The organism is Streptomyces sp. NPDC007896 (assembly GCF_042959425.1).
GTDB lineage: Bacteria > Actinomycetota > Actinomycetes > Streptomycetales > Streptomycetaceae > Streptomyces.
Window position 1 is genome coordinate 1510067 of record NZ_JBIBKX010000001.1, and the last position, 25462, is coordinate 1535528.

The 25462-nt window shown below is 70.1% G+C and carries 22 protein-coding genes and 1 pseudogene; 10 read left to right on the plus strand and 13 right to left on the minus strand.

The features are described from left to right. Nucleotides 1-5: 5 nt before the first annotated feature. From ACFZDJ_RS06690 to ACFZDJ_RS06720, 7 genes and pseudogenes are all read right to left on the minus strand, one after another. Nucleotides 6-1022 carry a glycoside hydrolase family 6 protein gene (locus ACFZDJ_RS06690; protein WP_391056573.1) on the minus strand — a complete coding sequence of 339 codons (1017 nt, stop codon included), beginning with the start codon at nt 1020-1022 and terminating at the stop codon, nt 6-8. A 372-nt stretch (nt 1023-1394) separates the two neighbouring features. Continuing rightward, nucleotides 1395-2060 carry a class F sortase gene (locus ACFZDJ_RS06695; RefSeq protein WP_384911243.1) on the minus strand — a complete coding sequence of 222 codons (666 nt, stop codon included), beginning with the start codon at nt 2058-2060 and terminating at the stop codon, nt 1395-1397. Nucleotides 2061-2073: 13 nt separating this feature from the next. After that, on the minus strand, nt 2074-2712 hold the full coding sequence (locus tag ACFZDJ_RS06700) for a hypothetical protein (RefSeq protein WP_391056574.1): 639 nt from the start codon (nt 2710-2712) through the stop codon (nt 2074-2076). A gap of 126 nt (nt 2713-2838) precedes the next feature. Further along, a complete protein-coding gene (locus ACFZDJ_RS06705; RefSeq protein ID WP_168491935.1) occupies nt 2839-3618 on the minus strand; it encodes an HAD-IIA family hydrolase in 780 nt (259 codons plus the stop codon). A 314-nt stretch (nt 3619-3932) separates the two neighbouring features. Then, nucleotides 3933-4459 (minus strand): annotated as a pseudogene (locus ACFZDJ_RS06710) (GntR family transcriptional regulator). Between the two features lie 48 nt (nt 4460-4507). Then, nucleotides 4508-5581 (minus strand): hypothetical protein, encoded by a 1074-nt coding sequence (locus ACFZDJ_RS06715; RefSeq protein ID WP_391056577.1) that lies wholly within the window; start codon nt 5579-5581, stop codon nt 4508-4510. A gap of 224 nt (nt 5582-5805) precedes the next feature. After that, nucleotides 5806-7074 (minus strand): ROK family protein, encoded by a 1269-nt coding sequence (locus ACFZDJ_RS06720; protein WP_391056580.1) that lies wholly within the window; start codon nt 7072-7074, stop codon nt 5806-5808. Nucleotides 7075-7122: 48 nt separating this feature from the next. Between ACFZDJ_RS06720 and ACFZDJ_RS06725 the strand changes: the two genes are divergently transcribed. Beyond that, nucleotides 7123-8202: a Gfo/Idh/MocA family oxidoreductase gene (locus tag ACFZDJ_RS06725; protein ID WP_391056583.1), complete on the plus strand. Its 1080-nt coding sequence runs from the start codon at nt 7123-7125 to the stop codon at nt 8200-8202. Next, nucleotides 8199-8687: a heme-degrading domain-containing protein gene (locus ACFZDJ_RS06730; protein ID WP_390926928.1), complete on the plus strand. Its 489-nt coding sequence runs from the start codon at nt 8199-8201 to the stop codon at nt 8685-8687. Before ACFZDJ_RS06725 ends, ACFZDJ_RS06730 begins: the two co-directional genes overlap by 4 nt. Nucleotides 8688-8896: 209 nt before the next feature. Here the strand turns inward: ACFZDJ_RS06730 and ACFZDJ_RS06735 are convergent, their stop codons facing one another. The 4 genes from ACFZDJ_RS06735 to ACFZDJ_RS06750 form a co-directional block, all read right to left on the minus strand. Beyond that, nucleotides 8897-9754 (minus strand): fumarylacetoacetate hydrolase family protein, encoded by an 858-nt coding sequence (locus tag ACFZDJ_RS06735; protein WP_391056585.1) that lies wholly within the window; start codon nt 9752-9754, stop codon nt 8897-8899. 123 nt (nt 9755-9877) lie between these two features. Next, entirely contained in the window at nt 9878-10585 is a 708-nt protein-coding gene (locus tag ACFZDJ_RS06740) for a membrane protein insertase YidC (RefSeq protein WP_390928617.1), read from the minus strand. A 167-nt stretch (nt 10586-10752) separates the two neighbouring features. Then, nucleotides 10753-11070 carry a DUF6412 domain-containing protein gene (locus ACFZDJ_RS06745; RefSeq protein WP_391056587.1) on the minus strand — a complete coding sequence of 106 codons (318 nt, stop codon included), beginning with the start codon at nt 11068-11070 and terminating at the stop codon, nt 10753-10755. Between the two features lie 76 nt (nt 11071-11146). After that, nucleotides 11147-11674: a winged helix-turn-helix transcriptional regulator gene (locus tag ACFZDJ_RS06750; protein WP_391056590.1), complete on the minus strand. Its 528-nt coding sequence runs from the start codon at nt 11672-11674 to the stop codon at nt 11147-11149. Between the two features lie 133 nt (nt 11675-11807). Here ACFZDJ_RS06750 and ACFZDJ_RS06755 point away from each other — a divergent pair, with 133 nt between their 5' ends. Beyond that, on the plus strand, nt 11808-13214 hold the full coding sequence (locus ACFZDJ_RS06755; protein ID WP_391056593.1) for an MFS transporter: 1407 nt from the start codon (nt 11808-11810) through the stop codon (nt 13212-13214). A 28-nt stretch (nt 13215-13242) separates the two neighbouring features. Here ACFZDJ_RS06755 and ACFZDJ_RS06760 read toward each other — a convergent pair whose 3' ends face one another. After that, entirely contained in the window at nt 13243-14088 is an 846-nt protein-coding gene (locus ACFZDJ_RS06760) for a class E sortase (protein WP_391056595.1), read from the minus strand. A gap of 188 nt (nt 14089-14276) precedes the next feature. Between ACFZDJ_RS06760 and ACFZDJ_RS06765 the strand changes: the two genes are divergently transcribed. Then, nucleotides 14277-15296 carry a hypothetical protein gene (locus tag ACFZDJ_RS06765; RefSeq protein ID WP_391056598.1) on the plus strand — a complete coding sequence of 340 codons (1020 nt, stop codon included), beginning with the start codon at nt 14277-14279 and terminating at the stop codon, nt 15294-15296. 240 nt (nt 15297-15536) lie between these two features. Continuing rightward, nucleotides 15537-17114, plus strand: coding sequence for a substrate-binding domain-containing protein (locus ACFZDJ_RS06770; RefSeq protein ID WP_391056601.1), 1578 nt, complete (start codon nt 15537-15539; stop codon nt 17112-17114). A gap of 84 nt (nt 17115-17198) precedes the next feature. On the opposite strand, the gene ACFZDJ_RS06775 is transcribed toward ACFZDJ_RS06770, so the two are convergent. Beyond that, complete coding sequence (locus ACFZDJ_RS06775; RefSeq protein ID WP_391056894.1) at nt 17199-17675, minus strand: hypothetical protein; 477 nt, start codon at nt 17673-17675, stop codon at nt 17199-17201. 384 nt (nt 17676-18059) lie between these two features. On the opposite strand from ACFZDJ_RS06775, the gene ACFZDJ_RS06780 reads away from it, so the two are divergent. The 5 genes from ACFZDJ_RS06780 to ACFZDJ_RS06800 all read left to right on the plus strand — a co-directional run bounded on the left by ACFZDJ_RS06780 (nt 18060) and on the right by ACFZDJ_RS06800 (nt 25454). Beyond that, nucleotides 18060-19640 carry an ATP-binding protein gene (locus ACFZDJ_RS06780; RefSeq protein WP_391056603.1) on the plus strand — a complete coding sequence of 527 codons (1581 nt, stop codon included), beginning with the start codon at nt 18060-18062 and terminating at the stop codon, nt 19638-19640. 119 nt (nt 19641-19759) lie between these two features. Then, a complete protein-coding gene (locus ACFZDJ_RS06785) occupies nt 19760-22648 on the plus strand; it encodes a Z1 domain-containing protein (protein WP_391056897.1) in 2889 nt (962 codons plus the stop codon). A gap of 54 nt (nt 22649-22702) precedes the next feature. Further along, nucleotides 22703-23113: a DNA mismatch endonuclease Vsr gene (locus tag ACFZDJ_RS06790; RefSeq protein ID WP_390928612.1), complete on the plus strand. Its 411-nt coding sequence runs from the start codon at nt 22703-22705 to the stop codon at nt 23111-23113. After that, nucleotides 23101-24096, plus strand: a complete 996-nt coding sequence (locus tag ACFZDJ_RS06795) for a DNA cytosine methyltransferase (RefSeq protein ID WP_390926911.1) — start codon at nt 23101-23103, stop codon at nt 24094-24096. Before ACFZDJ_RS06790 ends, ACFZDJ_RS06795 begins: the two co-directional genes overlap by 13 nt. Before the next feature lie 11 nt (nt 24097-24107). Then, the gene (locus tag ACFZDJ_RS06800; RefSeq protein ID WP_390926909.1) at nt 24108-25454 is read left to right on the plus strand and encodes a DNA cytosine methyltransferase; all 1347 of its coding nucleotides are present in this window, start codon (nt 24108-24110) and stop codon (nt 25452-25454) included. Nucleotides 25455-25462: the final 8 nt, after the last annotated feature.

The window sequence follows — 25462 nt, forward strand, 5'->3', positions numbered from 1 at the left end:
TGCCGTCAGTTTGAAGCTTTGGCCAACTTCAGTGCGTACTCCGGCCACCAGTCGCCCGCCTTCGGACCCCCCTTGCACTCGCCGTCCGACTCACCCGGCCGCTTGACCCAGAGATACGCGTCGACGAGCGGATCGGTGGTCTTGGTCGTCGGGGTCTCACCCAGCGCGCGCCCCGGCGGATTGCACCAGTTCTCGTCCGCGTCGCCGGCCGTGTAGGGGCCGTTTCCGTTGCGGCTGGTGTCGATGACGAAGTGCTTGCCGCCGACCTTCGCGGACAGCTGCTTGCCGTACGCGATGGAGTCCCGGGTCGAGTAGAAGTTGGAGACGTTGACGGAGAAGCCGTCGGCCTGGTCGATGCCCGCCCGCTTCAGCGGCTGGAAGATCTGGTCGGGGTGGCCCCAGCCCGCGTTGCCCGCGTCGAGGTACACCTTCGTGTTCTTCAGGGCCTTGAGCTTGGTGACCGCGGTCTCGAGAAGGAAGTACCGCTCCTCCTGGAACTGCGCCGGAGTGCACTGGTTGACCAGGTGCAGAATGGCGTCCGGCTCCAGGATCACCGTGGCGGGCCGGTCCTGGATACCGCGGGCGACCCCGTCGATCCAGGCCTTGTAGGCGTCGCCGTCCGCCGCGCCGCCCTGCGAGAACTGGCCGCAGTCGCGGTGCGGGATGTTGTAGAGGACCAGGATGGCCGCCCGGTCGGCCTGCTGCGCCGCCTCGGTGAAACCGCGCGCCTCCTGCTCGGGGTTCTCCGGCCCGATCCACTCGCCGGTCGGCTGTTCGGCTATCTTGCGGATCTGCTCGGCGTCGTCCTTCTTGCCCGCCTTGACGTACGCGACGACCTGCTCGGCCGCGTTGCCCGCCGGGTTGACCCAGAACGGGTCGGAGTTCTTGGGCTGTTGTGTGACCTTGGAACCGGAACCGTCGCTCTTGTCGCCGCCGCCCCCGGAGGAACACCCCGCGAGCACCAGCAACGCCCCCACCACCGCAACGGACGCCCGAGCCCCGGCCCCCTTACTGCCGTACATGCAACTCCCCCTCGGGTGCACTGTCCTTGGGGTCAATCGTGACATAGGTGGCGCCTCGCCCACGAGATCGCCCACCCCTTGTCGGTGAGCTGTTACAGCCCCGGGGACAGGTCCTAGGCCAGAACGCTCATACGTTCTAGAGTTGCCTCAAACGGACCCTGAACCTCCCGCGCCGACCGCCGGGTTACTCCCGCAGCCCGTGCGCGCGCGGTCGAGGACCAGCCCGGTCGGCGGCTCCCGGGGGAGCGGGCCGCCGACCGGGCCAGGTGGAACCGCCGACCGGGCCAGGTGGAACCGGTGACCGGAACAGGTGGAACCGGTGACCGGGCACCGGCCGCGGTCACCCGATTCATCGTCTGCGGGTCACCCGATTCATCGTCCGCGGCCCGTGAGGTACGCCGACACGACCACGTTCGCGGTGTAAGTGCGGCTCACCCGGTCGAAGGTGCCGCCGCAGGTGACGAGCCGCAGCTCGGCCCGCCCCGACTCCCGTGGCCCGTAGGCCTGTCGGGCGTCGAAGTGGTCGCGCGGGAAGACCTGCACGTCGTCCACGGTGAACTCGGCGACCGTCCCGTCGTCGCGGACCACCCGGACCGTCTGCCCCGGCCGTACCGTGCTGAGTTTGTAGAAGACCGCGGGCCGGGTCTGGGTGTCGACGTGCCCCACGAACAGCGCGGTCCCGGCCGCCCCCGGCCGCACACCGGCCGCGTACCAGCCGACCACGCCCGGCTGGTCGAAGGGCGGCGGATCGATCGCCCCCTGCCCGTCGAGCCCGCGGCCCACGACCGGCGCCTGCACCCCCATCGAGGGAATGTCGATGCGCTGCGGCGCGGCGTTCGTCAGCGGCTTCAGCGCGGGCGGCAGCAGCACCTCGGGCGGTCGTCCGACCGCCGCGATGTCCCCCGTCGTCGGCGCCGATATCCCCTGCCGTACGTCGGTCAGCTCACGGCCCCACAGCCACAGCCCGAGCAGCAGCACCGCCCAGGCGACACCGGTCAGCAGCCGGCCGGCGCCGGAGGAACGCCCGTGTTCGGGCATGTCGTCGGACATGTCAGTCCCGGGTGTCGTGGCCCCGGCGCGCGCTGCGGACCGCGACCGCCACCGCGGCGGCGCTCGCGAGGACGAGGCCGATCACCGCGTGCTTGGTGCCGGGGCTCGACGAGCGGGCGTCCACGGACGCGAAGTGCGCGGTGCCGCCACCACCCGCGTGCACGGGGGCGACGGGCGAGGCGAGGCCGGTCGGGACGGCGAGGGCGGACCTCAAGGGGGTCGGGAGGGCGAGGGCGGACCTCAAGGGGGTCGGGACGGCGAGGGCGGACCTCAGGGAGGTCGGACCGCCCGCCGCGGCGACCGTGACCGTGCCGGTCACCCGGTCCTGGCGGCCGTCACAGCTGACCTTGACCTCGTAGGTACCGGCCGCGGCCGACGAACGGACGCGGGTGTCACCGACGAGCACCCCGCCCTGGCCGGTGAGCCGCGCGTCCGCGACGAACGCCGTAGAGACCGCGGTACCGGTCGTCCCCGTACAGCCCAGCGCCCGCAGCTGGATGTCGCTGCCGGGAGCCGGGGACACGGGAGAGACGGAGACGCCGCCGTCCGCCGCGTACGCGGCGGGAGTGAACGCCGCCGCGAGCACCGCACCGGCACAGAGAGTGAGTCGTGCACAGAGAGCGAGTCGACATGAACCCATCGTGAACCTCCAGATACCTGGAGACTCCCCCTCCGGGCCCCGGGACGCATCCTCAAACGCCCCCAACTGCTCCAAACGGGTCTCGAATGGTTTGGGGCCCGCCGGTGACCCTCGGTGCGTGCGGCGTCAGATCCGCTCGACGAGGTCCGCGATCGAGTCCACGATCCTGGAGGGCCGGAAGGGGTACTGCTCGATCTCCTCGCGGGTGGTCAGCCCGGTGAGGACGAGATAGGTCACCATGCCCGCCTCCAGGCCGGCCAGGACGTCCGTGTCCATCCGGTCGCCGATCATCGCGCTGGTCTCGGAGTGCGCCCCGATGGCGTTGAGCCCCGTCCGCATCATCAGCGGGTTCGGCTTGCCGGCGAAGTACGGCTGCTTGCCGGTCGCCTTGGTGATCAGCGCGGCCACCGCGCCGGTGGCGGGCAGCGGGCCCTCGGTGGACGGGCCGGTCTCGTCGGGGTTGGTGGCGATGAACCGGGCGCCCCCCTTGATCAGCCGGACCGCCTTGGTCATGGCCTCGAAGGAGTACGTACGGGTCTCGCCGAGGACCACGTAGTCCGGCTCGTGGTCGGTCAGGACGTACCCGATGTCATGCAGCGCCGTGGTCAGGCCCGCCTCGCCGATGACGTACGCGGTGCCGCCGGGCCGCTGGTCGTCCAGGAACTTGGCGGTGGCGAGCGCGGAGGTCCAGATGTTCTCGACCGGCACGTCCAGGCCCATGCGCCGCAGCCTGGCGTGCAGGTCGCGAGCGGTGTAGATCGAGTTGTTGGTGAGCACCAGGAACGGCTTCCCGGACTCCCGCAGCTTCTTGACGAAGGCGTCCGCGCCGGGGATCGGCACACCCTCGTGGATGAGGACGCCGTCCATGTCGGTGAGCCACGACTCGATGGGCTTGCGCTCTGCCATGGTGCTGGTTCTCCTGCCGTCCTGGCGTACTGCCGTCCTGGCGTACATACGCACACGATCCGGGGGCGCCGGAACGACGATGTGCCGACGCCCCCAGCCTAGTCAGGGTGGAGTGTCAGCTTCCCGTGGCCGTCTTCCGGTCCTCGACGTACGAGGTCAGGTCCTTGTCGATGTCGGCCCGGTCCGGCTCGAGGAGCGCGACGCCGTCCATGAGCTCGGTCAGGGCGACGGCGACGGGCGGCTACGTGGCCGAAGGGACGGGCCCGAGCCCGCCCGGCACGCCGCGCGTCGGCCGCCGAGGTGCGCGGTGAACGTCAACTGCCCAAGTGGGCCGTGAACGAGAAGCGGTCCCCCCGGTACAGCGTCCGCACCCGCTCCAGCGGCCGCCCCTTCGTGTCCCGCGAGACCCGGTGGATCAGCAGCATCGGCAGCGCGGGCGGCGTACCGATGAGCAGCGCCTCGCGCGGCGTCGCCGGCACCGTCTCGATCCGAGCGAGATGAGCGTACAACCGGGGGTGCGCCCCTGCCGCCGTACGTCTTCGGTGTAGCTCGCGAGGGAGAGCGGCTGCTCCAGTTTCGGTCCCGCGACGACCGTGCCGCGCCCCTGCCGCCGCAGCTTCCCTTCGAGCAGCAACTCCCGCAGGGCCTGCCGTACCGTCTCGCGGGCGACCTCGTACTTCTCGGCGAGATCGCGCTCGGTGGGGAGGGGTCCACCTTCGCCCAACTCCTCGATCAGCACGGCGATGTGCGCCTTGACCGCGTAGTACTTCGGGATACGGCCGTGCTCCGGGATGCCTGAGCGGACGGGGGCGCCGGGCGATTGGTCGTTCGGGTAGTGCACGGGGGGATGGTCGCGGACGCGGTAGGGGCGGTGCGCCGGTGGGAGGGTTCAGCGACGCCGGGACCGGGACCAGCGGGAGGCCGCCAGCAGCACGCCCCCGGCGGCGAGCAGGGTGGCGCCCACCGCCAGGGCGGCTCCGCGCGGCCCGGTCATGGCCAGCTCGTCCGCGGACGAGGACCCGTTCCTTTCCTTTCCTGCGGCGTCACCGTCATGGTCACCGCCGTCGCGACCGCCGCCACCACCGTCACCGCCGTCACCGCCGTCATTACCGTCACCGTCACCGTCACCGGCGCCGGTGGGGCTGCCGGTGCCAGTGCCGGTGACGCCGCCAGTGCTACTACCGGTGCTGCTACCGGTGCTACTTCCCGTGGCGGTGCCGCTGGCGTCGGGAGCCGCGCTCGTACCGCCGCCGCCTCCGCCATCGCCGGCGCCACCGCTGCCCCCACCGTCACCGCTGTCCCCCGTGCCCCCCGTGCTCCCGGTGCCCCCCGTGCCCCCTGCTTCCACAACGTCGCCGTCGCTCGTCCTGCTCTCGTCGTCGATCCGGAAGCGGTACGCGTTCGACTCCCCCACCCAGTCCCCGTCGTTGTTGTGGCGCTGCACCACGGCCGCGTTGGCGACGACGTCGTTCGGCACCGCGGCGTCGGAGGTCACGGAGAGCCGGACCTTCACGGTGAGCGTCCGGCCGGGTCCGACCGTGAACCCCGGGAACCCGTCGTCGAACGCCCCGACGTTCTCGTCCTGGTCGCTCTTCTCGAACTGGACGGGATGCGTGCGCTCCCCCTCGTAGAACTCCAGCTGCGTCTGTTCCGGCCGCAGCACCCGCTTGCTGTCCACGAGTACGACGATCGGGTGGATGTTGCCGCAGGTGTGCGCGGTGGTGTTGGTCAGGTCGATGTACCAGGTCCGGAAGTCGCCGCCGACGTCATAGGCGTCCGGCCCGCCATGGATCCGGGTCTTGATCGGGAAGGCCCGGGTGTCGGGCGCGGCACAGGTGGGGCGGGGGCTCGCGGTGGGCCCGACAGGCGTCAGCGCCTGTGCGGCGGGCGGTGGTGCGAGCCCGAGGCCCAGGGCGGGGGCAACGGCGGTCAGGGCTAAGGGGCTGGTCTTGCGCAGTCGCATGAGGGGCCTTTGCCGATCAAGGGCGGCGGGAGGGGGTCGAGAGGGGGATCGGGAGCGTCGGGCGGTGAGGGCGACGGCGTACAGGGCAACGGCCCCGTGACCGTCCCACACCGATCTGCGCCCACCACCCCGCCACGCCCGCGACACACCCCGCCCGGCCCCCGACGTCCCCTCGAACGGCCGAGCCGCCCGGCCCCGGAGATCGCCCCGACCAGCCGCGCCGCTCAGCCCTCCCCGCGCCCGAACAACGGCGCCAGCAGCAACTGCGCCGCGCCCTCCGCGACCCCACGCGCCCCGCCGGGCGCCACCCGCACCGGAACCGCCCCGTCGTCCACGCCCTCCAGCCGAGCCCGTTCCTCAAGAACGGCACCGACACCCCGTACGAAGGCCTCCTGATGCGCCGCGACGGTACGCCCGCCGAGCAGCACGAGGTCGATGTCCAGCAGCCCCACCAGATTCGCGGCGCCCACCCCGAGCACCCGCGCCGCCTCACCCACGGCACCGCGGTCCACCGCGGCGAGGCACAACGCCTCGATGCAGCCACGGTTGCCGCAGCCGCACGGCGGCCCGTCCAGCTGAATGACCTGATGCCCGAACTCCCCAGCCCCGGTACGCGCCCCCCGGTGCACGCCCCCACCGATCACGAGCCCCGCCCCGAGCCCCGTACCGAGATGCAGATAGGCGAAGGATTCGAGAGGGCCGGAGGGGCTGGAAGGGCCGGAGGAGCTGGAAGGGCCGGAGGAGCCGGTAGAGCCGGGAAAGTCAGCAGAGCCGGGAGAGTCGGCAGAGCCGGCGGAGACACCCCCCGACGCCCCGACTCCACTCCCACTCCCACTCCCACTCCCCCTCTCGCTCCCACTCCCCACCACCGCGATCCCCAACGCCGCCGCGTTCGTGTCCTTGTCCACCACCACGGGCACCCCGAGCCGCCCCGCCAGCGCATCCCGCAGCGGGAACCCGTCCCACTCGGGAAACCCGGTGACCCGATGCAGCACACCCCGGGCATGGTCGAGCGGCCCCGGCAGGGCGACGCCCACGCCCAGTACGGACACCCCCGCCCCCGCGAGCAGCGCCTCGACCTCCGCCGCCGCCGACTCGACGACCGCCTCCGCCCCGGCCCCCAGATCGAGCGGAACCCGCCGCTCGGCGACCACCGCGCCGGTGAGGTCGCACAGCACGACCGTCACCTCGTCGCGGTCGAGGTGGAGCCCGACCGCGTGCCCGGCCTCGGGCACGAGCCGCAGCACGGTCCGCGGCTTGCCGCCGGTCGACGCGCGGCGCCCCGCCTCCGCCGCCAGCCCGTCCGCCCGCAGCCGAGCGGTGATCTTGCTGACGGCCTGCGGGGTCAGCCCGGTGCGCTCGGCGAGTTCGAGCCGGCTGATGCCGCCCTCCCCCGCCGTGCGCAGCAGATCGAGCACGAGCGCGGCGTTGTGGCTGCGCAGGGCGAGCAGATTCACTCCGGACTCGGCATTGGTCCTGTTCACGTACGCCATTGTCCCCCGCGCTTGCACTTTGGCAACAGCGTTGCGAAAGTGGACGTCATGACTGGTACTCCTCCCCTGCGCGTGGCCCTCGTCGGTTACGGCCTCGCGGGCTCCGTCTTCCACGCCCCGCTGATCGCCACGACCGAGGGCCTGGCCCTGGACACGATCGTCACCTCGAACCCGGAGCGGCAGGAGCAGGCCCGCGCCGAGTTCGGCGACGGAGTCTCGTTCGCCGCCACGCCCGAAGAGCTCTGGGCGCGCGCCGGCGAGCTGGACCTGATCGTCCTCGCCTCCCCGAACAAGACCCACGTCCCGCTCGCGACCGCCGCCCTCAAGGCGGGCCTGCCGGTCGTCGTCGACAAGCCCCTCGCCGGTACGGCGGCGGAGGCCCGCGAGCTGGCCGCGCTGGCGGACGAGCGCGGCCTGCTCCTGTCCGTCTTCCAGAACCGCCGCTGGGACAACGACTTCCTGACCCTCCGCAAGCTGCTCGACGAGGGCGAGCTGGGCGACGTATGGCGCTTCGAGTCCCGTTTCGAGCGGTGGCGCCCACAGCCCAAGGGTGGCTGGCGCGAGTCCGGCGACCCGGCAGAGATCGGAGGTCTCCTCTACGACCTCGGCAGCCACGTCGTCGACCAGGCTCTCGTCCTCTTCGGCCCCGCGGCCTCGGTGTACGCCGAGACGGACGTCCGCCGCCCCGGCGCGCAGACCGACGACGACACCTTCATCGCGATCACGCACACGAACGGCGTCCGCTCCCACCTCTACGTCTCCGCGACGACCGCCCAACTCGGCCCGCGCTTCCGCGTCCTGGGCTCGGCGGCCGGTTACGTGAAGCACGGCCTCGACCCGCAGGAGGCGGACCTGCGCGAGGGCAGGCGTCCCGGCGCGACCGCCGAGTGGGGTGTCGAGCCCGAGTCCCTGTGGGGCCGCGTCGGCTCCGGCGAGTCCCCGCTCACGGGCGGCGGCCGCCCCGAGCCCACGCTCCCCGGCGCGTACCCCGCGTACTACGCGGCCATCGCCGCCGCCCTCCGCGACGGCGCCCCGAACCCGGTCACCGCACAGGAGGCCGCGGCCGCCCTCGACGTCCTGGAGGCGGCCCGCCGCTCCGCCACCGAGGGCACGGCGGTGTCCCTGTGAGCACCGAGGACACCGCGCGGCTGCTCGCGGAACAGATCACGGAACTGGAGTCCCAGGAGCGGCAACTGGTACTCCCCCACTTCACGTACGACGACGCGTGGACCCTGGGCACTCTGCTCGTGAGCATGGCCCGCGAGGCCGCCGCTCCGGTCGCCGTCGACATCCGCCGCGGCGGCCAGCAGCTCTTCCACGCGGCCCTGCCCGGTTCGACCCCGGACAACGACGCCTGGATCGACCGCAAGCGCCGCGTCGTCGAGCGCTACGGCTGCTCCTCGCTCCTCGTCGGCACCCGCTTCCGCGCCAAGGGCACCACCTTCGAGGCCTCCTCCCGCCTCGACCCCGACACCTACGCGGCCCACGGCGGCGCGTTCCCCCTCACGGTCGAGGGCACGGGCGTCATCGGCACGGTGGTGGTCTCGGGCCTCCCCCAACTGGAAGACCACGCCATGGTCGTCAAGGCGCTCCAACAGTTCCTGGGAAGGTAAGTCCCGCACCCGCGCCCCTGCTTCTTTTCAGGGGCGCGGGGAACTGCGCGATCTTTTAGGGGCGCGGGGAACTGCGCATCCTTTCAGGGGCGCGGGGAACTGCGCATCCTTTCAGGGGCGCGGGGAACTGCGCGACCAGCCACAACGAACCGGCACCCGACAACGCACCCCAAACCCACCCGCACCCCCCGCCAAACCCAACGGAGTGCCTACGCGGGTTTGAACTCCTGCCGCTGCCTGCCCAACCCCCCGATCTCCAGCTCCACCACATCCCCGGCCCGCAGATACGGCTTCGGCTCCGGCTGCCCCAAGGCAACCCCCGCCGGCGTCCCCGTATTGATGACGTCCCCCGGATAGAGCGTCATGAACTGACTGACGTACCGGACCACTTCCGCCACCGAAAAGATCTGCTCGGCCGTGGTCCCGTCCTGCTTCAGCTCACCGTTCACCCACAGCTTCAGCAAAAGATCCTGCGGGTCGGAAACCTCGTCCGCCGTCACCAGCCAGGGCCCCAGCGGATTGAACGTCTCGCAGTTCTTCCCCTTGTCCCACGTCCCCCCGCGCTCGATCTGGAACTCCCGCTCGGAGACGTCGTGCGCCACCGCGTACCCGGCGACACGCGCGAGCGCCTCCTCGTGCGACTCCAGATAGCGGGCGGTACGCCCGATGACGACCGCGAGTTCGACCTCCCAGTCGGTCTTGACGGACCCGCGGGGCACGAGCACGGTGTCGTCCGGCCCGACCACCGTGTCCGCCGCCTTGAAGAAGATCACCGGCTCGGCAGGCGGCTCGGCCCCGGTCTCGCGAGCGTGATCGTGGTAGTTGAGCCCAATGCAGACGATCTTGCCGATCCGGGCGAGCGGCGGCCCGACGCGCAGCCCGTCCGCGTCCAGCACGGGCAGTTCCCCCGACTCCGCGGCCGCACGGACCCGCCCGAGCGCCGCGTCGTCGGCGAGCAGCGCCCCGTCGATGTCCGGCACGACACCCGACAGATCCCGGAGAATCCCTTCGGCATCGAGCAGCGCGGGCCGCTCCGATCCCGCCATACCGACTCGCAGCAGCTTCATGATCAATCTCCCTCGATCGCGGGCAGCCGCCGATGGGTGCAGCCATCGGAGGACTGGTCGATCCTCCAAGCTGCACGTCCACTCCGCAATACCCCGTTCACGGACTGGACCGCCGCCACACCCTCAGGGATACAGGACCGCTCGCTCCACGGCACTCCAGGCCGTACTGGTCACCACGTACAGCGCGGCGGCCAACGGCACCACCGCCACGGTGGCGAGTGTGAAGAAGGACAGGAACGGCACAAACGCGCTCACCGCACCGAGGCCGGGCACTTCCGCCCCGCCGGCCGCGGGCACCGAGGCGGCCATCGTCCGCTTCGTACGCCGGTAGTTGAAGGTAGCCACCGCGCCGACGACCACGAACAGACCGAGGTAGACGAGCCCGGCGGCACCGAACACTCCACCGCCCCCGAGCGCGTCGACCCACCGGTCGCCGAGCGGCGCGGCGAACAGCTGGTGGCTCAGCAGCTCATTGGCCTCACCGCCGACGGTGGAGCTGGAGAACAGGTGGTACAGGAGAAAGAAAGCCGGCAGCTGAAGAAGCCCGGGCAGAATCCCGGACAGCGGCGACACCTTCTCCTTCTCGTGCAGTTCCAGCACCGCCTTCCGCAACCTCTCGGGATCCTTCCGATGCTTCTTGCGCAACTCGGCGATCCTCGGCTGCAACGCGGCACGCGCCCGCTGTCCACGCGCCGCCGCCCGGGACAGGGGATGCACGAGCAGTCGTACGAGCGCGGTGAACAGGACGATCGCGGCGGCGGCCGCGGAAGCATGGAACAGCGGTTCGAGCAGATCGGCGAGCCGCTCGACCAGCCCGGCGAAAGCGGACATGGGTGCGGACGCGGAAGCAGACATGGAGGTGGACATGGATGAGCCCTCCGGGGGTCTCGTCGTGCCGGAATGAGAAATGACGCGTCGGCATGACGACCCGCGCGGGGTACGCAGACAGGGGTTGGGGTTGTACGACTGGCGAGTTCTGGCGAGTCCTGCTGGGATCCCTACGCGGCGGCCGTCAGGAGGGCCCGCCCGGGCGCTCGGGGGCGCGGACGCCCCGAGGCGTCGGGATCACGTTGGGGCAGGAACGCCGTACGGTGCTCACGGTCGCGGATCGCCGTACGAACCCGCGTACGCGGGACGGCGGACGCGCGGCGCGAGCCGATGAGGGCGCATACGGCGAGCGCGGCACCGGCCGCGGCGGTCGCGGTGAACGCGACGGCGACGGCTGCCGGGAGGCTGCCTGCGTCCAGCACGGCGAGTTCGAGGAGCAGCACGAGCAGAAGGGCGACGGGGCGTACGTTCGCCGAGCTCCGGACCACGGACCACCCCTCCTCTCGCCCTCTCGTACGCGGGCTCACGTCCCCCGTACCTGCTTACGCATGACCGGTGTCGGTCTTACGCGTGACCGGTGTCGATCGGCTCCAGCAGCCTCCTCGGCTTGAGCAGCGCCCGGCTGACCGGATCCGCCGGGTCCGGATCGAGTCCGGGTCCCGGCACCATTTCGACGTCCGGGACGGGTACGACGGTTCCACACGCGGCACATTCGCCGTACGGGCCGAGCTCCGTACCGCAGGTCGCGTGCCGGAAGTAGCGCAGCGGCGCCTCGCCGAGGTGCTCGCGGCCCCACCGCCCGAGCGAGCGCAGGGTCGGCCACAGGGCGATGCCGCGGTCGGTGACGACGTACTCGTCGCGCGGCGGCGACTCCCGGTAGCGGCGCTTCTCGAGGATGCCCTCGGCGGTCAGCGCCTGGAGTCGGGACGCGAGGACGGCGCGCGGGATGCCGAGGTGGACGAGGAAGTCGTTGTAGCGCCGTACGCCGTAGAGCGCGTCGCGCACGACGAGGAGCGTCCACCGCTCGCCGACGATCTCGAGCGCGCTGGCGATCGAGCACTCCTGCGTCGCGTAGTCCTTGCCGAGAGCCATGACCCCACTGTAGCCACTTTTCGACATGTCGGTTCAGTGAACGAACCTAAGATGCTACGGTCGACCCACCAGGCTGGTTCATTGACTGAACCTACCTCTCCACCGATCCGCTCCGGAGCCCGAAGGGCAGACCATGTCCCAGCTCGACCGCGCCACCACCGCGAAGGCGTCTTCGGCACCCCCCGGCACACACCCCGAGACACCCCCGCGGGCGACCGCCACCCTCGCCGTCACCAGCGCCGCCACCGCCGTGGCCCTGATGACGTACACCGCGCCGATGGTCACGCTCCCCGACACCGCCGCCGCACTGCACACCCCCGTCTCCGCCCAGGCCTGGCTGCTCAACGGCACGCCGCTGGGCCTCGCCGCACTGCTCCTGGTCGCGGGCAGCCTCGCCGACGACTACGGCCGCCGCCGGATCTTCCTCTCCGGCACCGTCGCCCTCGGCATCACCACCGCGCTCGGCGCGCTCGCGACCTCCACCTGGCTGTTCACGCTGGCCCGGGTCGCGCAGGGCGCGGCGAGCGCCGCGATCCTCGCCAGCAGCCTGGGCCTGCTCGTCCACGCCTTCCCGACCGCCCGCGGCAGGCTGCACGCGACCGGCGTGTGGGGCGCGTTCGTCAGCGGCGGCATAGCCCTGGGTCCGCTGCTCGCCGGTGCGATCGCCCAGACCCTGAACTGGCGGATCGCGTACGCCGTCCTGGGCGGCGCCGCGCTCCTGGTCGCCCTGCTGGGCACCCGCGCCCTCACCGAGTCCCGGGCCTCCCGAGGCGGTCGCCCCGACCTGGCCGGCGCCTTCACCTTCGGCCTGGCGCTCGTCGCCCTGGTGGCCGCGCTCACCCTGGGCCGGGACGGCTGGCTGCGCCCGTCGGTGGGCCTCCTGCTGGCGGCGTTCGCCGTCCTGACAACGGCGTTCGCGTTCGTCGAACGCCGAACCCGTACGCCCATGATCGACCTCTCCCTGCTCCGCCACCGTCGCTTCCTCGCCTCCTCCGCGAGCGGTCTGTTCACCGGCCTCGCGGTGATCGGCCTGTTCAGCTTCCTGCCGGCGCTGCTCCAGCAGACCCTGGGCCTGTCCGCGCTGGACACGGCGTGGCTGTTCCTGCTCTGGTCCGGGCTGTCCTTCGGGGTCGCCCTGCAGGTGCGGCGCCTCGCGGGCCGGATCTCCCCGCGCCACCAACTCGCCCTCGGCTTCGCGCTGCACGCGGCCGGCGTCCTGACGATGCTCGGTGCGCTCGACGCCGGTTCATGGACCCGCCTGCTGCCCGGCTTCCTCGTCTCCGGCGTCGGCAGCGGGCTCCTCAACGCCGCACTGCCGCTCGTCGCGGTCGAGTCCGTCCCCGCGACCCGCGCCGCGATGGGCTCGGGCGCGCAGCAGACGTTCCGCTACATCGGCTCCTGCGCCGGCGTGGCCCTGACCATCGCGATCGTCACCTCCACGGGCGGGCTCGCGCACGGCGCGGACATCGCGATCGCGGTCTCGGCGGGGCTGGCGCTGGTGGCGGGCGCGAGCCTGCTGGCTCTTCGGGAGCGGGGCTGACGCCGGCCGGGCGGGGCGGTGATCGTGGTCAACGGGGGCGCATGGAGGTCAACGTGCCCCACACCACGAGCCGATACCGGGAGGTGTACTCGGGCGTGCAGGTGGTGAGGGTGATGTAGTACCCCGGCACGCTGTACCCGTAGGCGGGCCGAACGGTACTGCGCGGCACTTCCCGAATGACCCCTCCGTCATGCGCGGAGGTCTGCGGAAGCGTCTTGTCGACGACGTAGACGTAGCGCCCCGCCGCCGTCTCAACATCGATCTCGTCCCCCCGCCGCAGCCGGTTGATGTACCGGAACGGCTCCCCATGAGTGTTCCGATGCCCCGCGAGCGCGAAGTTCCCGGCCTGTCCGGCCTGTTGGGTGTGCGGGTAGTGCCCCACGTACCCCTTGTTGAGGACATCCCGCTTGCTTACCCCCTCCGCGACGGGCACACGAAGACCTAGCCGGGGAATGGAGAGAACGGCGTACGCCTGGGACGACCGGGGCGTTCCCTGCGCCCGCCCACTCCCGGTGGACGCCCCGGAGCCACCTCCGGAGGACGCGCCACCCCCCGCCGAGCCACCCGAACCACTCCCCGCACCCGACACCCCCGCCCCCTGATCCTGCCCCTCGCCCTTCCTCTTCCCCTCCCCCTCCCCGCTCCCCCACTCCTTCTCCAACGCCTGGACCTTCCTCTCGGCGCCCTCCCGGGCCTGCCGATTGGTCCACCAGAGCTGATGCACGACAAGAAGCAGGAGAAGGAGGCCGACGGTGACGAGAACCTCGCCCCCGCCCCACACCACCCGCCGGTACGCGGCCCGCCGCCGCCGAGTGCCGTGATCCACGACGCCGGGAACCCCGAGTCCGCGCCGCACGATGCCGGGAGCCCGCATTCCGATGCCTCGTCTCCTCGACTGCCTCGCCTCCCTGACCGGGCCCGCAAGATAAGGGCTGCGCCCCGAACTCACCAGCCCCATGACCGCCCGAACCATTCGTCGGCACTCAAGGGCAACGAAGAGATCCCGCCCTCTGGCCTGCAGGTATCTCTCCCTCGTACGGCATCGGCAGTACGGTGTCCCCCATGCGCCCCGACACGTCTGCCGAACACGTCGACCACAACGCCGAAGCAGCGCGCCTGGAGCGGACCGCAGGCCTCTACCCCGAGGACGCCGAACACCTGCTCGTGCAGGCCGCGGCCCACCTCGAACTGGCCGGCGACCGCCCCGGAGCCACCGCGCTCTACGACCGCCTGCTGTCGTCCTCGACGCCCCTGGAGCACCCCCATCTGGTCCGCGCCCTCAAGGCGTCGAACCTGTGGGAGTACGGCCACGAGGCCGAGGCCCGGGCGATCATCGACGGCATCCGCGCCGCGTCGCCCCGGGACCCGGCCCCCTGGGTGATCGTGGCCGAGGCCCTGGAGTCCCACGACGAACTGGAAGCGGCGCAGGAGACGTTCACCCAGGCCGCACAGCTCCTCCTCACGGAGACGTCGGAGCCCCCGTACTCCACCCACCCGCTCCTCTTCGGCCGCCACCGTGTCCGCCGCATGCTGGGTGCGGCCCACGACAACTGGGACACCCTGGCCGACACCCTCCACTCGTCCCCGGTCTCCCTGGACGAACTCCACGACCCGAAGCGCGTCTGGTCCCTCGGCTCGGACAACCCCGCCGAACTCCAGGCGGAAATCTCCCGCCTGAGGGCGGAGCTGGGCACGTTCAGGGAGGCACTGTCCCGCCCGTTCCCGGTGGCGATCCTCCACTGGCCGACCACCGAACTGACGGAACTCCTGACGGCGTACCCCACCCTCTCCTCGGAGTACCCCTCCCACGAGGAACACCTCGCGACCATAGAGGCCTCGCTACGGGAACTGGCGACCTCCGGCACCCCGAACCTCGGCATCGTCACGGGAACCGTCCCGTCCTACGAGGCCTTCGCCGCCTCGGAGGCCTCCTCCCCGTCGGACGCGACCCTGCTCCCGCAGTACGCGACGACGCTGGCGGCACGGGGGCTGGCGGTGGCTTGGCCGCCGCAGCGGGGGGTTGAGTGCTGGTGTGGGGCGGGGCGGGGGTATGGGGAGTGCCACGGGACCACCAACGAGTAGCCACAGCCGAGTAACGCGACTCTCTTCCCCCCGGCTCCCCGGCCTCGGGGCCGGGGGTACCGGGCGTCATCAGCTACCCCCCCGGCTCCCGAAGTCATGGCGTCGCCCTGCCCGGCGAACCCCAGGTGTCCCAGGTGACGCCCCGGTGAAATCAATCGCAAGGATCTGAGCACCCCCGGCGCCCCGGGAACCCGACCGCCACCATGGCCCTCCCAGCCCCTTCTTCTGCGGGAGTCGACCGTGACCGGTTCCTGGCAACTCGCGTTCGCCGTACTGGGCTTGGCCCTTCCCGGGATCGCGGCGCTCTGGGAGTTCGTCCTCGTCGGCCGCAAACGGCTGGGCTACCGAGTCCAGATGGACACGACGGCCCGGGACGAACGCGCCTTACCGTACGCCGGGGTGCTTCATCAGATGCAGCGGACCAACGGCGGCCCGCTGCGTGATCCGTCCTTCGTGCTGCTGCGGATCGAGAACAGCGGCTGGGCCCCCATCGTGGAGAACAGCTATCTGGCGCCCGACCGGGGCCACGCGGGCATCCAGGTCAAGTGCCGGGGCCGCCGCGTCGTCGGCATGGTCGTGACCGAACTCAGCCGCAACGAGCTGCGCGGCTTCTTCACGCCGAGCAGCGACGACCAGCACCCCACACCGCGCGTCCCCGGCCTCGGGGTCACCGACGGCGTCATCGAACTGCCCAAGGTGAAACTGAACCGCGGCGACCACTACAAGGTGCTGGCGGTCCTGGAACGCGAGGAGAGCTTCACGGACGAGGAGTTCCCCGAGCCCGAGGTCGTCGCGAGCATCGTGGGCGGAGTACGCCGCGGGAAGATCAAGAAGACCGAGTACTACCCGTTCGCCTCGAAGCCGGTCAGGTGGGTGCTCGCCCTCCTCGTCATGGTCAGCGCCGTCCAGTCCATCCTCACGTTCACCAGGCACGATGCCACGGCCGCACCACTGGACTGCGCCACTGGGACGCTCACCCTGTCCGGCTCCACCGCGTTCGCGCCAGTGCTCCAGGAGGCGGCGAAGCAGTACCACAGGACCTGCCCCGACGCCTTCATACCCATCACCGCCGACACGTTCCACGGCAGCGTGTCGGGGCTCGACGCCCTGGCCGCGGCGGGGCGTAAGACCAAACCGACGGGCAGCCAGGGACTCGGTGACCGGCTGGCGTTCAGCGACGGGCCCAAGAGCGACGGCCGTCCACAACTGCTCCCCAGACCCGTCGCCCTGTCCCTGTTCGCCCTGGTCGTCAACAAGGACGCCGGCGTCCAGGACCTGTCCCTGCAACAGATCAGGAACATCTACGCCGGAAAGATCACCAACTGGAGCCAGGTGAAGGGCAACAACGTGCCCATCCACCTCGTCAGCCGCAACCCCGGCTCGGGCACCCGGACCACACTGGAACGCCAAGTACTGGGCAACAAACCCCTGTTGGCCGTCACCGCGAACGACTGCACGGCGCTGGACGAGACCAAGGCCAGCCGCTGCGAGGTCACTGACACCGAGACCCTCCTGAGCACCGTGGCCTCAACGCCCGGAGCCCTCGGCCACAGCGAGGTCGGCGCCGCCACCGCACACGACGACGTCCAGCAGGTACGCATCAACGGCTACCCGGCCACCCTCGAAGGCGCGGACGAGGGCGCATACCCGTACTGGCAGACCGAGTACGCGTACACCTACGGAGAGCCGCCCGCGAACTCCCTCGCCGCGGGATTCCTGCGCTACCTCGCCAACGAGGTCGGCAAGGACATCATCCGCTCCCACGGCGACCGCCCGTGCGCCGAACTGGCGAAGCCATTGCTTTGCCGTCCTAGTTAGCCTCGGGTGAGAGACGGCCGCCGCTGCTGCGGGTTGAGTGCGGGGCGGCGGGGGTCCTGAAGCCGCATGGCACAAGCAGCGGTCCTACCCACGTGTTGCACCCTCTGGCCACAACACGCGTACTGGGACCCCGTTCCGTTCGGCGTACGACACCACATCGGCAGTGCCCCCGTACCCCCAGGCCGGCTTCCCGTCCCAGACAGCGAACAGTTCCTCGGTCAAGCCCACCAAGATCTCGCTGCCCGCCATGTGCGCGTCCGAGTCCGACGCCGCCATGCCTGTGTGATGCACCTGTGCCGCACGACGCATCAACGCGTCGTAGACCGGCCAGTGACTCTCCGGGAGACCTTCGCGGTACTGCTCAGCGGGAACGACGACTTCGAGAGCTCCGCCGTGCTTCAGCACCGCCTCCGCGAACCACGCATCCGGGCCGTCCGCGATGCACGAGACCCCCACCAATTCAGCCGCATCGATTTCGCGAACAGCCACCTCAAGAAGCCGGCGAACCTGCTGCTCAACGTCTCGACTCAGACCCCGATGCCCGGTAATCCCCACGCGCACGGCCAATCCCCTCCTACAGGTAGACGCCGTAAAGGCGTTCATCGAAATCCCGTACCACCTTGGGCAGACGACAACGACCGGCGGACCGCACGGGAGCGTTCCACGATCCGGCCGCAACGGTACTGGAGCCCCGTGTCCAGCGCCCAAGAGGCCAGGGCGAACGCCGCCTCGATCCCACCGCCGCGAGGAGCACCTCCCGACCCTGGACGCCTCCCCCACGCCTCCTACGGTTCGCCCCCTGGAACGCATCCAGGGACATCGAGCGCATTTGTTCCGATCCCGTTACTCCTTCACAACTCGCTCACGCTAACGTCACATGCAACCAGCTGAACTGGCATGCCCGCTCGCATCCCGGGCATGTCCCGGCCCGCGAGGAACACCTGTATGCCGCCCTACCAACCGTCTTCGGACTGGCAATTCGACGTACCCACCAGCGGAAGCAAGCGGCTCCCCCCGGCGGCCAGGTCGTTCGAATCGCTCGCGCACCAGGGCTACGGCTTCGAGGCGGCCATCGCCGACCTGATCGACAACTCGATCGACGCAGGAGCCCACAACGTCGTCGTGAGCTTCCTACGGGACACCGGCGAGCGCGGCGGACGGGACCGCCTCGTCGGCCTGCTCGTCATCGACGACGGTCACGGCATGGACGAGACGAGCCTGGACACGGCGATGACCGTCGGCGGGCGCGAGAAGTACGCCGCCGGGGCCCTCGGACACTTCGGCGCCGGGCTGAAGGCCGCCTCCCTCTCGCACGCCGACGCGCTCACCGTGATCAGCCGGACCAAGCGCAGCCCGTCGGCCGGCCGCCGCTGGCTCACCGCCCGCGCGCAGGCCGACTTCACCTGCGACATCGTCGATGCGACGTACAGCCAGGACCTGGTCGACCGCTACGACGGGATCATCGACTGGCACGGCACGATCGTGCGCTGGGACCAGGTCCGCGCGTTCGAGACCATCACCACCGGTCAGACCGACCGCTACCTCAATGACGCGATCGAACGGCTCGAGACCCACCTCGGTCTCCACCTCCATCGCTTCCTCGCCCGCGATGGCTTCCACGTGGACATCGTCGTCGAGGATGTCCACACCCGGGAGGAACTCGACCACCGGAGCGTGGAGCACATCGACCCCTTCGGCTATCGGGTCCCGGGCCGCCCGGGTTATCCCCGTACGTACGTCGCGCCTGTCGAGGGCGTCGGCGACGTCGCGCTCACCGCGCACATATGGCCGCCCAAGTCTCCCCTGGTCGCCTACCGAGGCATCGGCCCGCTCGCCGAGCGCCAAGGCTTCTACCTCTACCGCAACGACAGACTCGTCCAGGCCGGCGGTTGGAACGACACCCGCAGCCCGGAGGGCCACTTCGCTCTCGCCCGGATCGCCGTGGACCTGCCGCCCGAGCCCAACGACGTGTTCGCCCTGACCGTCAAGAAGGACGGCGTCCAGGTCACCCCGGCGTTCGCCCGCGGGCTGGAGAAAGCGGCCGACTCCACCGCCGGCCACAGCTTCACCGAATTCATCCGTGAGGCGGAGACGACCTACCGCGAAGCCGCCAAGCGGCGTACCGAGGTCAAGCGCATGGCCGTCATCCCGCCCGGCAAGGGCATCGACCCGAAGCTGAAGCGGACGCTGCGGGACGAATTGCCCCAGCTGGAGGGCGACGACCCCATCACCTTCACCTGGGCCAGACTCGACGTGCCGCCCGGCGTCGACTCCGCCGAACTGGTCTTCACGATCGACCACAAGGAGCGCCTGGTCTTCCTCAACAAGGACTACAGGCACGCCTTCAACGGCGGCCGGCGCGGGGGCTCCAACGACGCCCCGGTCCTCAAGAGCCTTCTCTATCTGATGCTCAACGAGATCTTCCAGAAGGAGCGGGTCTGGGCCAATCAGACCGACAAGGTCGCCCTGTGGAACAGCGTGCTCGTCACCGCGGTACGGGCCGAACTCGCCCGCACCGAGGGTTAGTCCACCCCTCTCCCCCGCATCTTCCCGTACACCAGAGAGGCCACCCAGCCGCCGTGACCGCCGAGAACACGCCCGCTCCTGACCGCGTCACCGACCTCCACGGCGAAGTCCTCGACGCGATGAGCCGACGCGGCCCCAAGCACTTCGCCAAGCTCGCCTTCGCGCTCGCCGACACCGACGAACCGTCGGACACGGACATGACCAGCTTCCACGACCGCATCCTGGCCGCGGGCCCCGGCGACGAGCTGCTCGCCCTCTGGCGCCGCAAGCTCACCGCATGGGACTTCGAACAGTCCCCCACGTGGTCGGCCAGCGCGCCGCGCACCCCGGAGCGCCGCGCCGAGGTCTACGACAAGCTCGCGTTCGAAACGGATCTACGCAAAGCCTTCGACGGTGCGGTCCCGGTCCACACGGAACCGGGTCCTGTCACCATCAGCCGCGAGTTCCAGCCCTGGTACACCCGGGGGCAGGCGGCGAACCGCTCCTTCTACTGGACTTCGTACGAGCGACTGCTGCGCCGCAAGGGCTGGAGCGACGCGGCGGTCTCCAGTCTGGACGAGGCCGCCCATGCGGTCGTGGAACGGCTTGCCGACCCCACCCGTGACGACCCTTATGGCGCGCGCGGACTCGTCGTCGGCTACGTGCAGTCCGGCAAGACCGCCAACTTCACCGGCGTCACCGCCAAGGCCATCGACGCGGGCTACCGCCTGGTCATCGTTCTGGGCGGCACCCTGAACCTGCTGCGCGGCCAGACCCAGCGCCGTCTCGACATGGAACTGATCGGCCAGGAGAACATCCTGGGCGCCGCCGACCCGAACGACCTGGACGCCCTGGTCGGCATCGACTACCAGGACGACGAGGACTGGCCCGCGAAATTCGTCTCGTTCGGTGCCCGCCCCTCCATGCTCGGCGCCTTCGACATCGAGCGTCTGACCTCGCGCGACCGTGACTACATGGCACTGGAACGCGGCATCAGCGCCCTGGAGTTCGAGAAGCCGGACCGCACCCGTCCCCTGTACGACCCCGCGAACCTGCATGCTGCCCGCGCACGCGTCATGGTCGTGAAGAAGAACAAGTCGGTGCTGGAGAAGCTGGTCAAGGACCTCAAGAAGATGGGCCCGATCCTCGGCGAGATACCGGCCCTGATCATCGACGACGAGTCCGACCAGGCCTCGGTGAACACGACCGACCCGAAGAAGTGGGAGGACGGCAAGGTCACCCGCACCGCGATCAACGGCCAGATCAGCAAGCTACTCAACCTCTTGCCTCGCGCCCAGTACGTCGGCTACACCGCGACTCCCTTCGCCAACGTGTTCATCGACCCGGGTGACGAAGAGGACCTCTTCCCGCGCGACTTCCTGATCTCCCTCCCGCGTCCCACCGGTTATATGGGCGTTCAGGACTTCCATGACCTGGACACCTTCGACGAGGGTGAAGCCGAGGCCGAGAAGAAGCATGTCCGGGGCATCTACGACTCCACGGGCGACCGCCTCCAGGAAGCCTTGGACGCCTTCATGCTCACGGGCGCTCTGAAGCTCTACCGCAAAGCCCACGGCGTCCCCTCCGACGAGTTCCGGCACCACACGATGCTCGTGCACGAATCGGTCCGTATGGCCGAGCACGCCGCGCTCGCCCTGCGCATCAACACCATGTGGGACAAGGCCGCGTACACGGGCCCGGAGGGCCACGCTCGTCTGGCGTCCCTCTTCGACAAGGACTTCCACACCTACGCGGACAGCTCCCTGCCCACTCCCGCTACGTACGCGGACCTCAAGCCGCACGTCAGTGATGCCCGCCAACTCATCAACAGGGGCGGCACCCCCGTCATTGTCGTCAACGGCGAGAGCGAACGCGACTACGCCCAGCCCGACCTCGACTTCGACCGCACCCCGAACGTCTGGAAGATCCTCGTCGGCGGCACCAAGCTGTCCCGAGGATTCACTGTCGCGGGCCTGACGATCACGTACTACCGCCGCACGACGCAGCAGGCCGACACCCTGATGCAGATGGGCCGCTGGTTCGGCTTCCGCCCCGGTTACCGGGACCTCGTCCGGCTGTACATCGGCCGCGAGGAGCAGCTCGGCAAGGGCCGCAACGCCAAGACGGTCGACCTGTACGAGGCATTCGAGGCGATCTGCCGCGACGAGGAACTCTTCCGCGCCGAGCTGGCCCGCTACGCACCCTTGGTGGACGGCCGCCCCCAGGTCACCCCCGCCCAGATCCCACCCCTGGTGACCCAGCATCTGCCGTGGGTGAAGCCGTCGGCTCGGAACAAGATGTTCAATGCGGAGCTGGTGGAGGTACGGTCGCCGGGGACCTGGGTGGAGCCGACCGCCTATCCGGAGACCCCGGACGAGCTGGCCGACAACACCGAGTGCTGGGAGCCCGTACTCGCCGCACTGGGCCAGGACCCGGTGCGCCTGTCGGTCGGGGACGACCCCACGTACGAGGCACGGGTGGGGACGGTCACGCACGAGACGCTGACCAGGGTGCTGTGCGACCTGCGGTGGTCCATCCCGAGCCAGTTCTCGCCGCACCTGGAGTTCCTGCTCGAAGTGGGGCGCCAGTCGGCGACGATCGACGACTGGCTTGTGATCACGCCGTTGCAGACCTCGGCCAAACGCACGGAGGCCCGCCTCATGGGGCACGGCCCGTTCACGCTAGCCCGTCGTACCCGCCGGCGCGGCTCGCTCTTCGGCGCGCTCAGTGAGCCCAAGCACCGCGCGGCCGCCCTGCGCATCGCGGGTGCCCTCGAGACGGCCGGGAACGCGCCGGTCGAGCAGCTCGTCCGCCCGCGTCGAGGAGCACTGCTGCTCTACCCGGTGGTCGAGTCCGAGCCCCGCCTCGCCTCCGACGGGACGGTGGAACCCGGTGACGTTGTCATGGCCTTCTCCTTCGTCGCGCCGGAGTCGTCGGTGGGCACCGGTCGCCCGCTGGTTCGGTTCCGTGCGATCGACTCGGGCCGGCAGGATGCGATCGTCATCGACCGAGAAGACGCACACTCCTGAGGCGCGACACCATTGGACAACGTGAGGCCCTCTTCCCCCGGCGTCTCGGCGCGCATGTCTCGTCAGGCCAGCAAGGACACGAACGCCGAGCTGGCAGTGCGACGCCTGCTGCACGCCGCAGGCCTGCGCTACCGCGTGGAGTACCCGGTACCGGGCATGGCGCGGCGGCGCATCGACGTGGCGTTCACCCGTGCCAAGGTGGCCGTCCTGATCGACGGGTGCTTCTGGCACGGGTGCCCGGATCACGCCACGCAACCGAGAGCCAACGCTGAGTGGTGGCGTACGAAGCTCGACCGGAACATGGCCCGCGACCGGGAGACGACGGAGCACCTGACCGCGCAGGGGTGGATGGTGTTGCGGTTCTGGGAGCATGAGACTCCCGAGGAAGTAGCCGTGCGGGTGAGAGCGGCTGTGGAGTGGCGTCTGGCAGAACGCACGAGGAGGGGGAAAAAGTGGGGGATCTGACCTTCGTCGATGTGTGCTCGGGAGCGGGCGGCCTCGCCCTCGGACTGGAGCAGGCGGGGTTCGAGCCGCGCCTGCTGCTGGACGACGACGAACTCGCCGTCAGCACGCTGCGGGCCAACCGGCCGCACTGGAACGTCCTTCAAACCGACCTGATGGACTTCGACCCGGCCGAGCATCCCGTGAGCCACGACGTGGACCTCCTCTCGGCCGGCCTGCCACGAGTGAAGTCCAGTGCGACTGTCGGACGCGCCGATTCGCGTGCGGAGGAACAGTTGCTGAAGGCCACGGTCTATCTCGTCCATGCGATCAGGCCTCGTGCGGTACTCATCGAGAACGTTCCCGAGCTCGCGCACTCGGACGCTTACCAGCAGTTTCGTGATTTCGCGCGAGCCGAACTGGCCCACCTCGGGTACGAGTTCAGCTGGTTCGTCGTGAACGCCGTCGACTTCGGCGTGCCCCAGAACCGCAAGCAGGGCATCCTGGTCGCCATCGGGCGCCAGTGGGCCGAGGCGTTCCGGCCACCGACACCGACGGTGCAGCGGCCGACGACGGTCGGTGCCGTTTTGGAACCGTCCATGGCCGCGCGCGGTTGGCAGGACGCGGCCCGTTGGGCCGCCCAGGCCGATCGACCGGCTCCGACCCTGGTCGGCGGCTCGAAGAACCGAGGCGGCGCAGATCTGGGACCGACGGGAGCCAAACGGAAGTGGGCGACCATGGGTGTCAACGGTCACACCGTGGGCGATGAGGTTCCCGACGCGGGCTTCGTATGGGATCCCGAACTCGGCAGGGACCACATGGTGAAGATCACGCCCAGGCAGGCGGCACTGCTGCAGGGCTTTCCCGAGACGTGGGAGATCACCGGGCGCAAGACTGCCCGGTACCGCCAGATCGGCCACGCGACACCACCGCCCGTGGGGAAGGCGCTGGGGCGGGCTGTCGCCGCAGCGCTCATTCCGGATCCACCAGTCCCCTCGGCCGGCTAGACTTCCGCCACATGACCAGCACGGCGTCCCACAAGCCCATCCTCGACCAGCCTCGTATCCTTGACCTCTTCGCAGGTCCTGGAGGGCTGGACGTCGCCGGTCACTCGCTCGACATCCCGAGTCTCGGTATCGAGTGGGACAGGAGCGCATGCCTGACTCGGTACGCCGCCGGACTGGACACCCTTCACGCCGATGTGAGCGCGGTACGCAAGGATGCCTTCGAGTCGTTGCCGCCGGAGATCAACGTGCTCGCCGGTGGCCCTCCGTGCCAGACGTACTCAGTGGCCGGGCACGGCGCCGGGCGCCAGGCCTTGGACAGGGTCAAGAAGTACATCGACAGGCTGATGCCAGGTGACTCCGACAAGAAGATCGACGAAGAACTCAAGGATCTCCCCGATCCACGCACCGCGCTGGTCCTCGAACCTCTCCGGTACGCGATTCAGGCAACGCGGAGCCCCAACCGTGAGAACCGACCGTACGATGTGATCGTCCTGGAGCAGGTCCCCGCAGTGGCTCCGCTCTGGGAGCACTACGCCAAGGTGCTGGCCGAGACAGGGCTCCCCGACGGGACCAGATACAAGGTTGTCGTCGGCGTTCTGGACACTGAGACCTATGGGGTACCGCAGACGCGATCTCGCGCGGTGTTGATCGCTCGGCGCGAAGGGCTTGGTGAGCCCTCGCTCCCCACCCCTACACACCGTTCCTATGATGCGAAGGAATGGAACCGGAACAACGGGACGAGCGCACCTGACCAGGTCCGTCAGCCGACCCTTGACGAGAGTGGCACGTCGGGGAGCGCCGAGGACAGGCTCTCCTGGAGGTCGATGCGTGATGCCCTCTCGGACCCGGTGGGCTCACATCCCGGGCGTGTCACTCCCTTCTTGGTCCGCTCGAACTACGGCAGTTCGGGGAACCCTGGGAGGCGTGGAGTGCGGACCGACCAGCAGCCCGCCACCACCGTCACCGGTCGCATCTCCCGCTTCGTGGTCTTCGAGCACCTGGACGAGAACATCGTCTACGAGGGCCCGCGGTTCAGCATGAACGAGGCGGGGATGCTGCAGAGCTTCCCACCGGACTATCCGTGGTCCGGTACGGCGCAGGCCCAGCAGGTGGGGAACGCCGTACCGCCCTTGTTCGGTGCGCACCTGCTGAGCGCCGCTCTCGGACTCCCCGAGCCGGACCCAGAGGCACTCAGTAAGCCGTGGCAGCCAGCCACGGAGGAGCAGCGGGCCAAGCTGCGAAGCAATGGCTGCGGGGCCGCCGACAACTGCACCAGCAGGTGCCCGCAGGCCAAGGACCAGGTGCCGCCGCCCTCATCCATGCGCCCGCGCAAGGGAAAGAATGCGTCGGCCAAGTAGTCCGAGTC

Coding starts and splice junctions, on each gene's coding strand:
- ACFZDJ_RS06705 (WP_168491935.1), bottom strand. CDS start 3,618: ATGGCAGAGCGCAAGCCCATCGAGTCGTGGCTCACCGACATGGACGGC.
- ACFZDJ_RS06725 (WP_391056583.1), top strand. CDS start 7,123: ATGACTGGTACTCCTCCCCTGCGCGTGGCCCTCGTCGGTTACGGCCTC.
- ACFZDJ_RS06715 (WP_391056577.1), bottom strand. CDS start 5,581: ATGCGACTGCGCAAGACCAGCCCCTTAGCCCTGACCGCCGTTGCCCCC.
- ACFZDJ_RS06800 (WP_390926909.1), top strand. CDS start 24,108: ATGACCAGCACGGCGTCCCACAAGCCCATCCTCGACCAGCCTCGTATC.
- ACFZDJ_RS06690 (WP_391056573.1), bottom strand. CDS start 1,022: ATGTACGGCAGTAAGGGGGCCGGGGCTCGGGCGTCCGTTGCGGTGGTG.
- ACFZDJ_RS06750 (WP_391056590.1), bottom strand. CDS start 11,674: ATGGCTCTCGGCAAGGACTACGCGACGCAGGAGTGCTCGATCGCCAGC.
- ACFZDJ_RS06760 (WP_391056595.1), bottom strand. CDS start 14,088: ATGCGGGCTCCCGGCATCGTGCGGCGCGGACTCGGGGTTCCCGGCGTC.
- ACFZDJ_RS06785 (WP_391056897.1), top strand. CDS start 19,760: ATGAGCCGACGCGGCCCCAAGCACTTCGCCAAGCTCGCCTTCGCGCTC.
- ACFZDJ_RS06700 (WP_391056574.1), bottom strand. CDS start 2,712: ATGGGTTCATGTCGACTCGCTCTCTGTGCACGACTCACTCTCTGTGCC.
- ACFZDJ_RS06780 (WP_391056603.1), top strand. CDS start 18,060: ATGCCGCCCTACCAACCGTCTTCGGACTGGCAATTCGACGTACCCACC.
- ACFZDJ_RS06765 (WP_391056598.1), top strand. CDS start 14,277: ATGCGCCCCGACACGTCTGCCGAACACGTCGACCACAACGCCGAAGCA.
- ACFZDJ_RS06735 (WP_391056585.1), bottom strand. CDS start 9,754: ATGAAGCTGCTGCGAGTCGGTATGGCGGGATCGGAGCGGCCCGCGCTG.
- ACFZDJ_RS06790 (WP_390928612.1), top strand. CDS start 22,703: ATGTCTCGTCAGGCCAGCAAGGACACGAACGCCGAGCTGGCAGTGCGA.
- ACFZDJ_RS06755 (WP_391056593.1), top strand. CDS start 11,808: ATGTCCCAGCTCGACCGCGCCACCACCGCGAAGGCGTCTTCGGCACCC.
- ACFZDJ_RS06740 (WP_390928617.1), bottom strand. CDS start 10,585: ATGTCCGCTTTCGCCGGGCTGGTCGAGCGGCTCGCCGATCTGCTCGAA.
- ACFZDJ_RS06720 (WP_391056580.1), bottom strand. CDS start 7,074: ATGGCGTACGTGAACAGGACCAATGCCGAGTCCGGAGTGAATCTGCTC.
- ACFZDJ_RS06695 (WP_384911243.1), bottom strand. CDS start 2,060: ATGCCCGAACACGGGCGTTCCTCCGGCGCCGGCCGGCTGCTGACCGGT.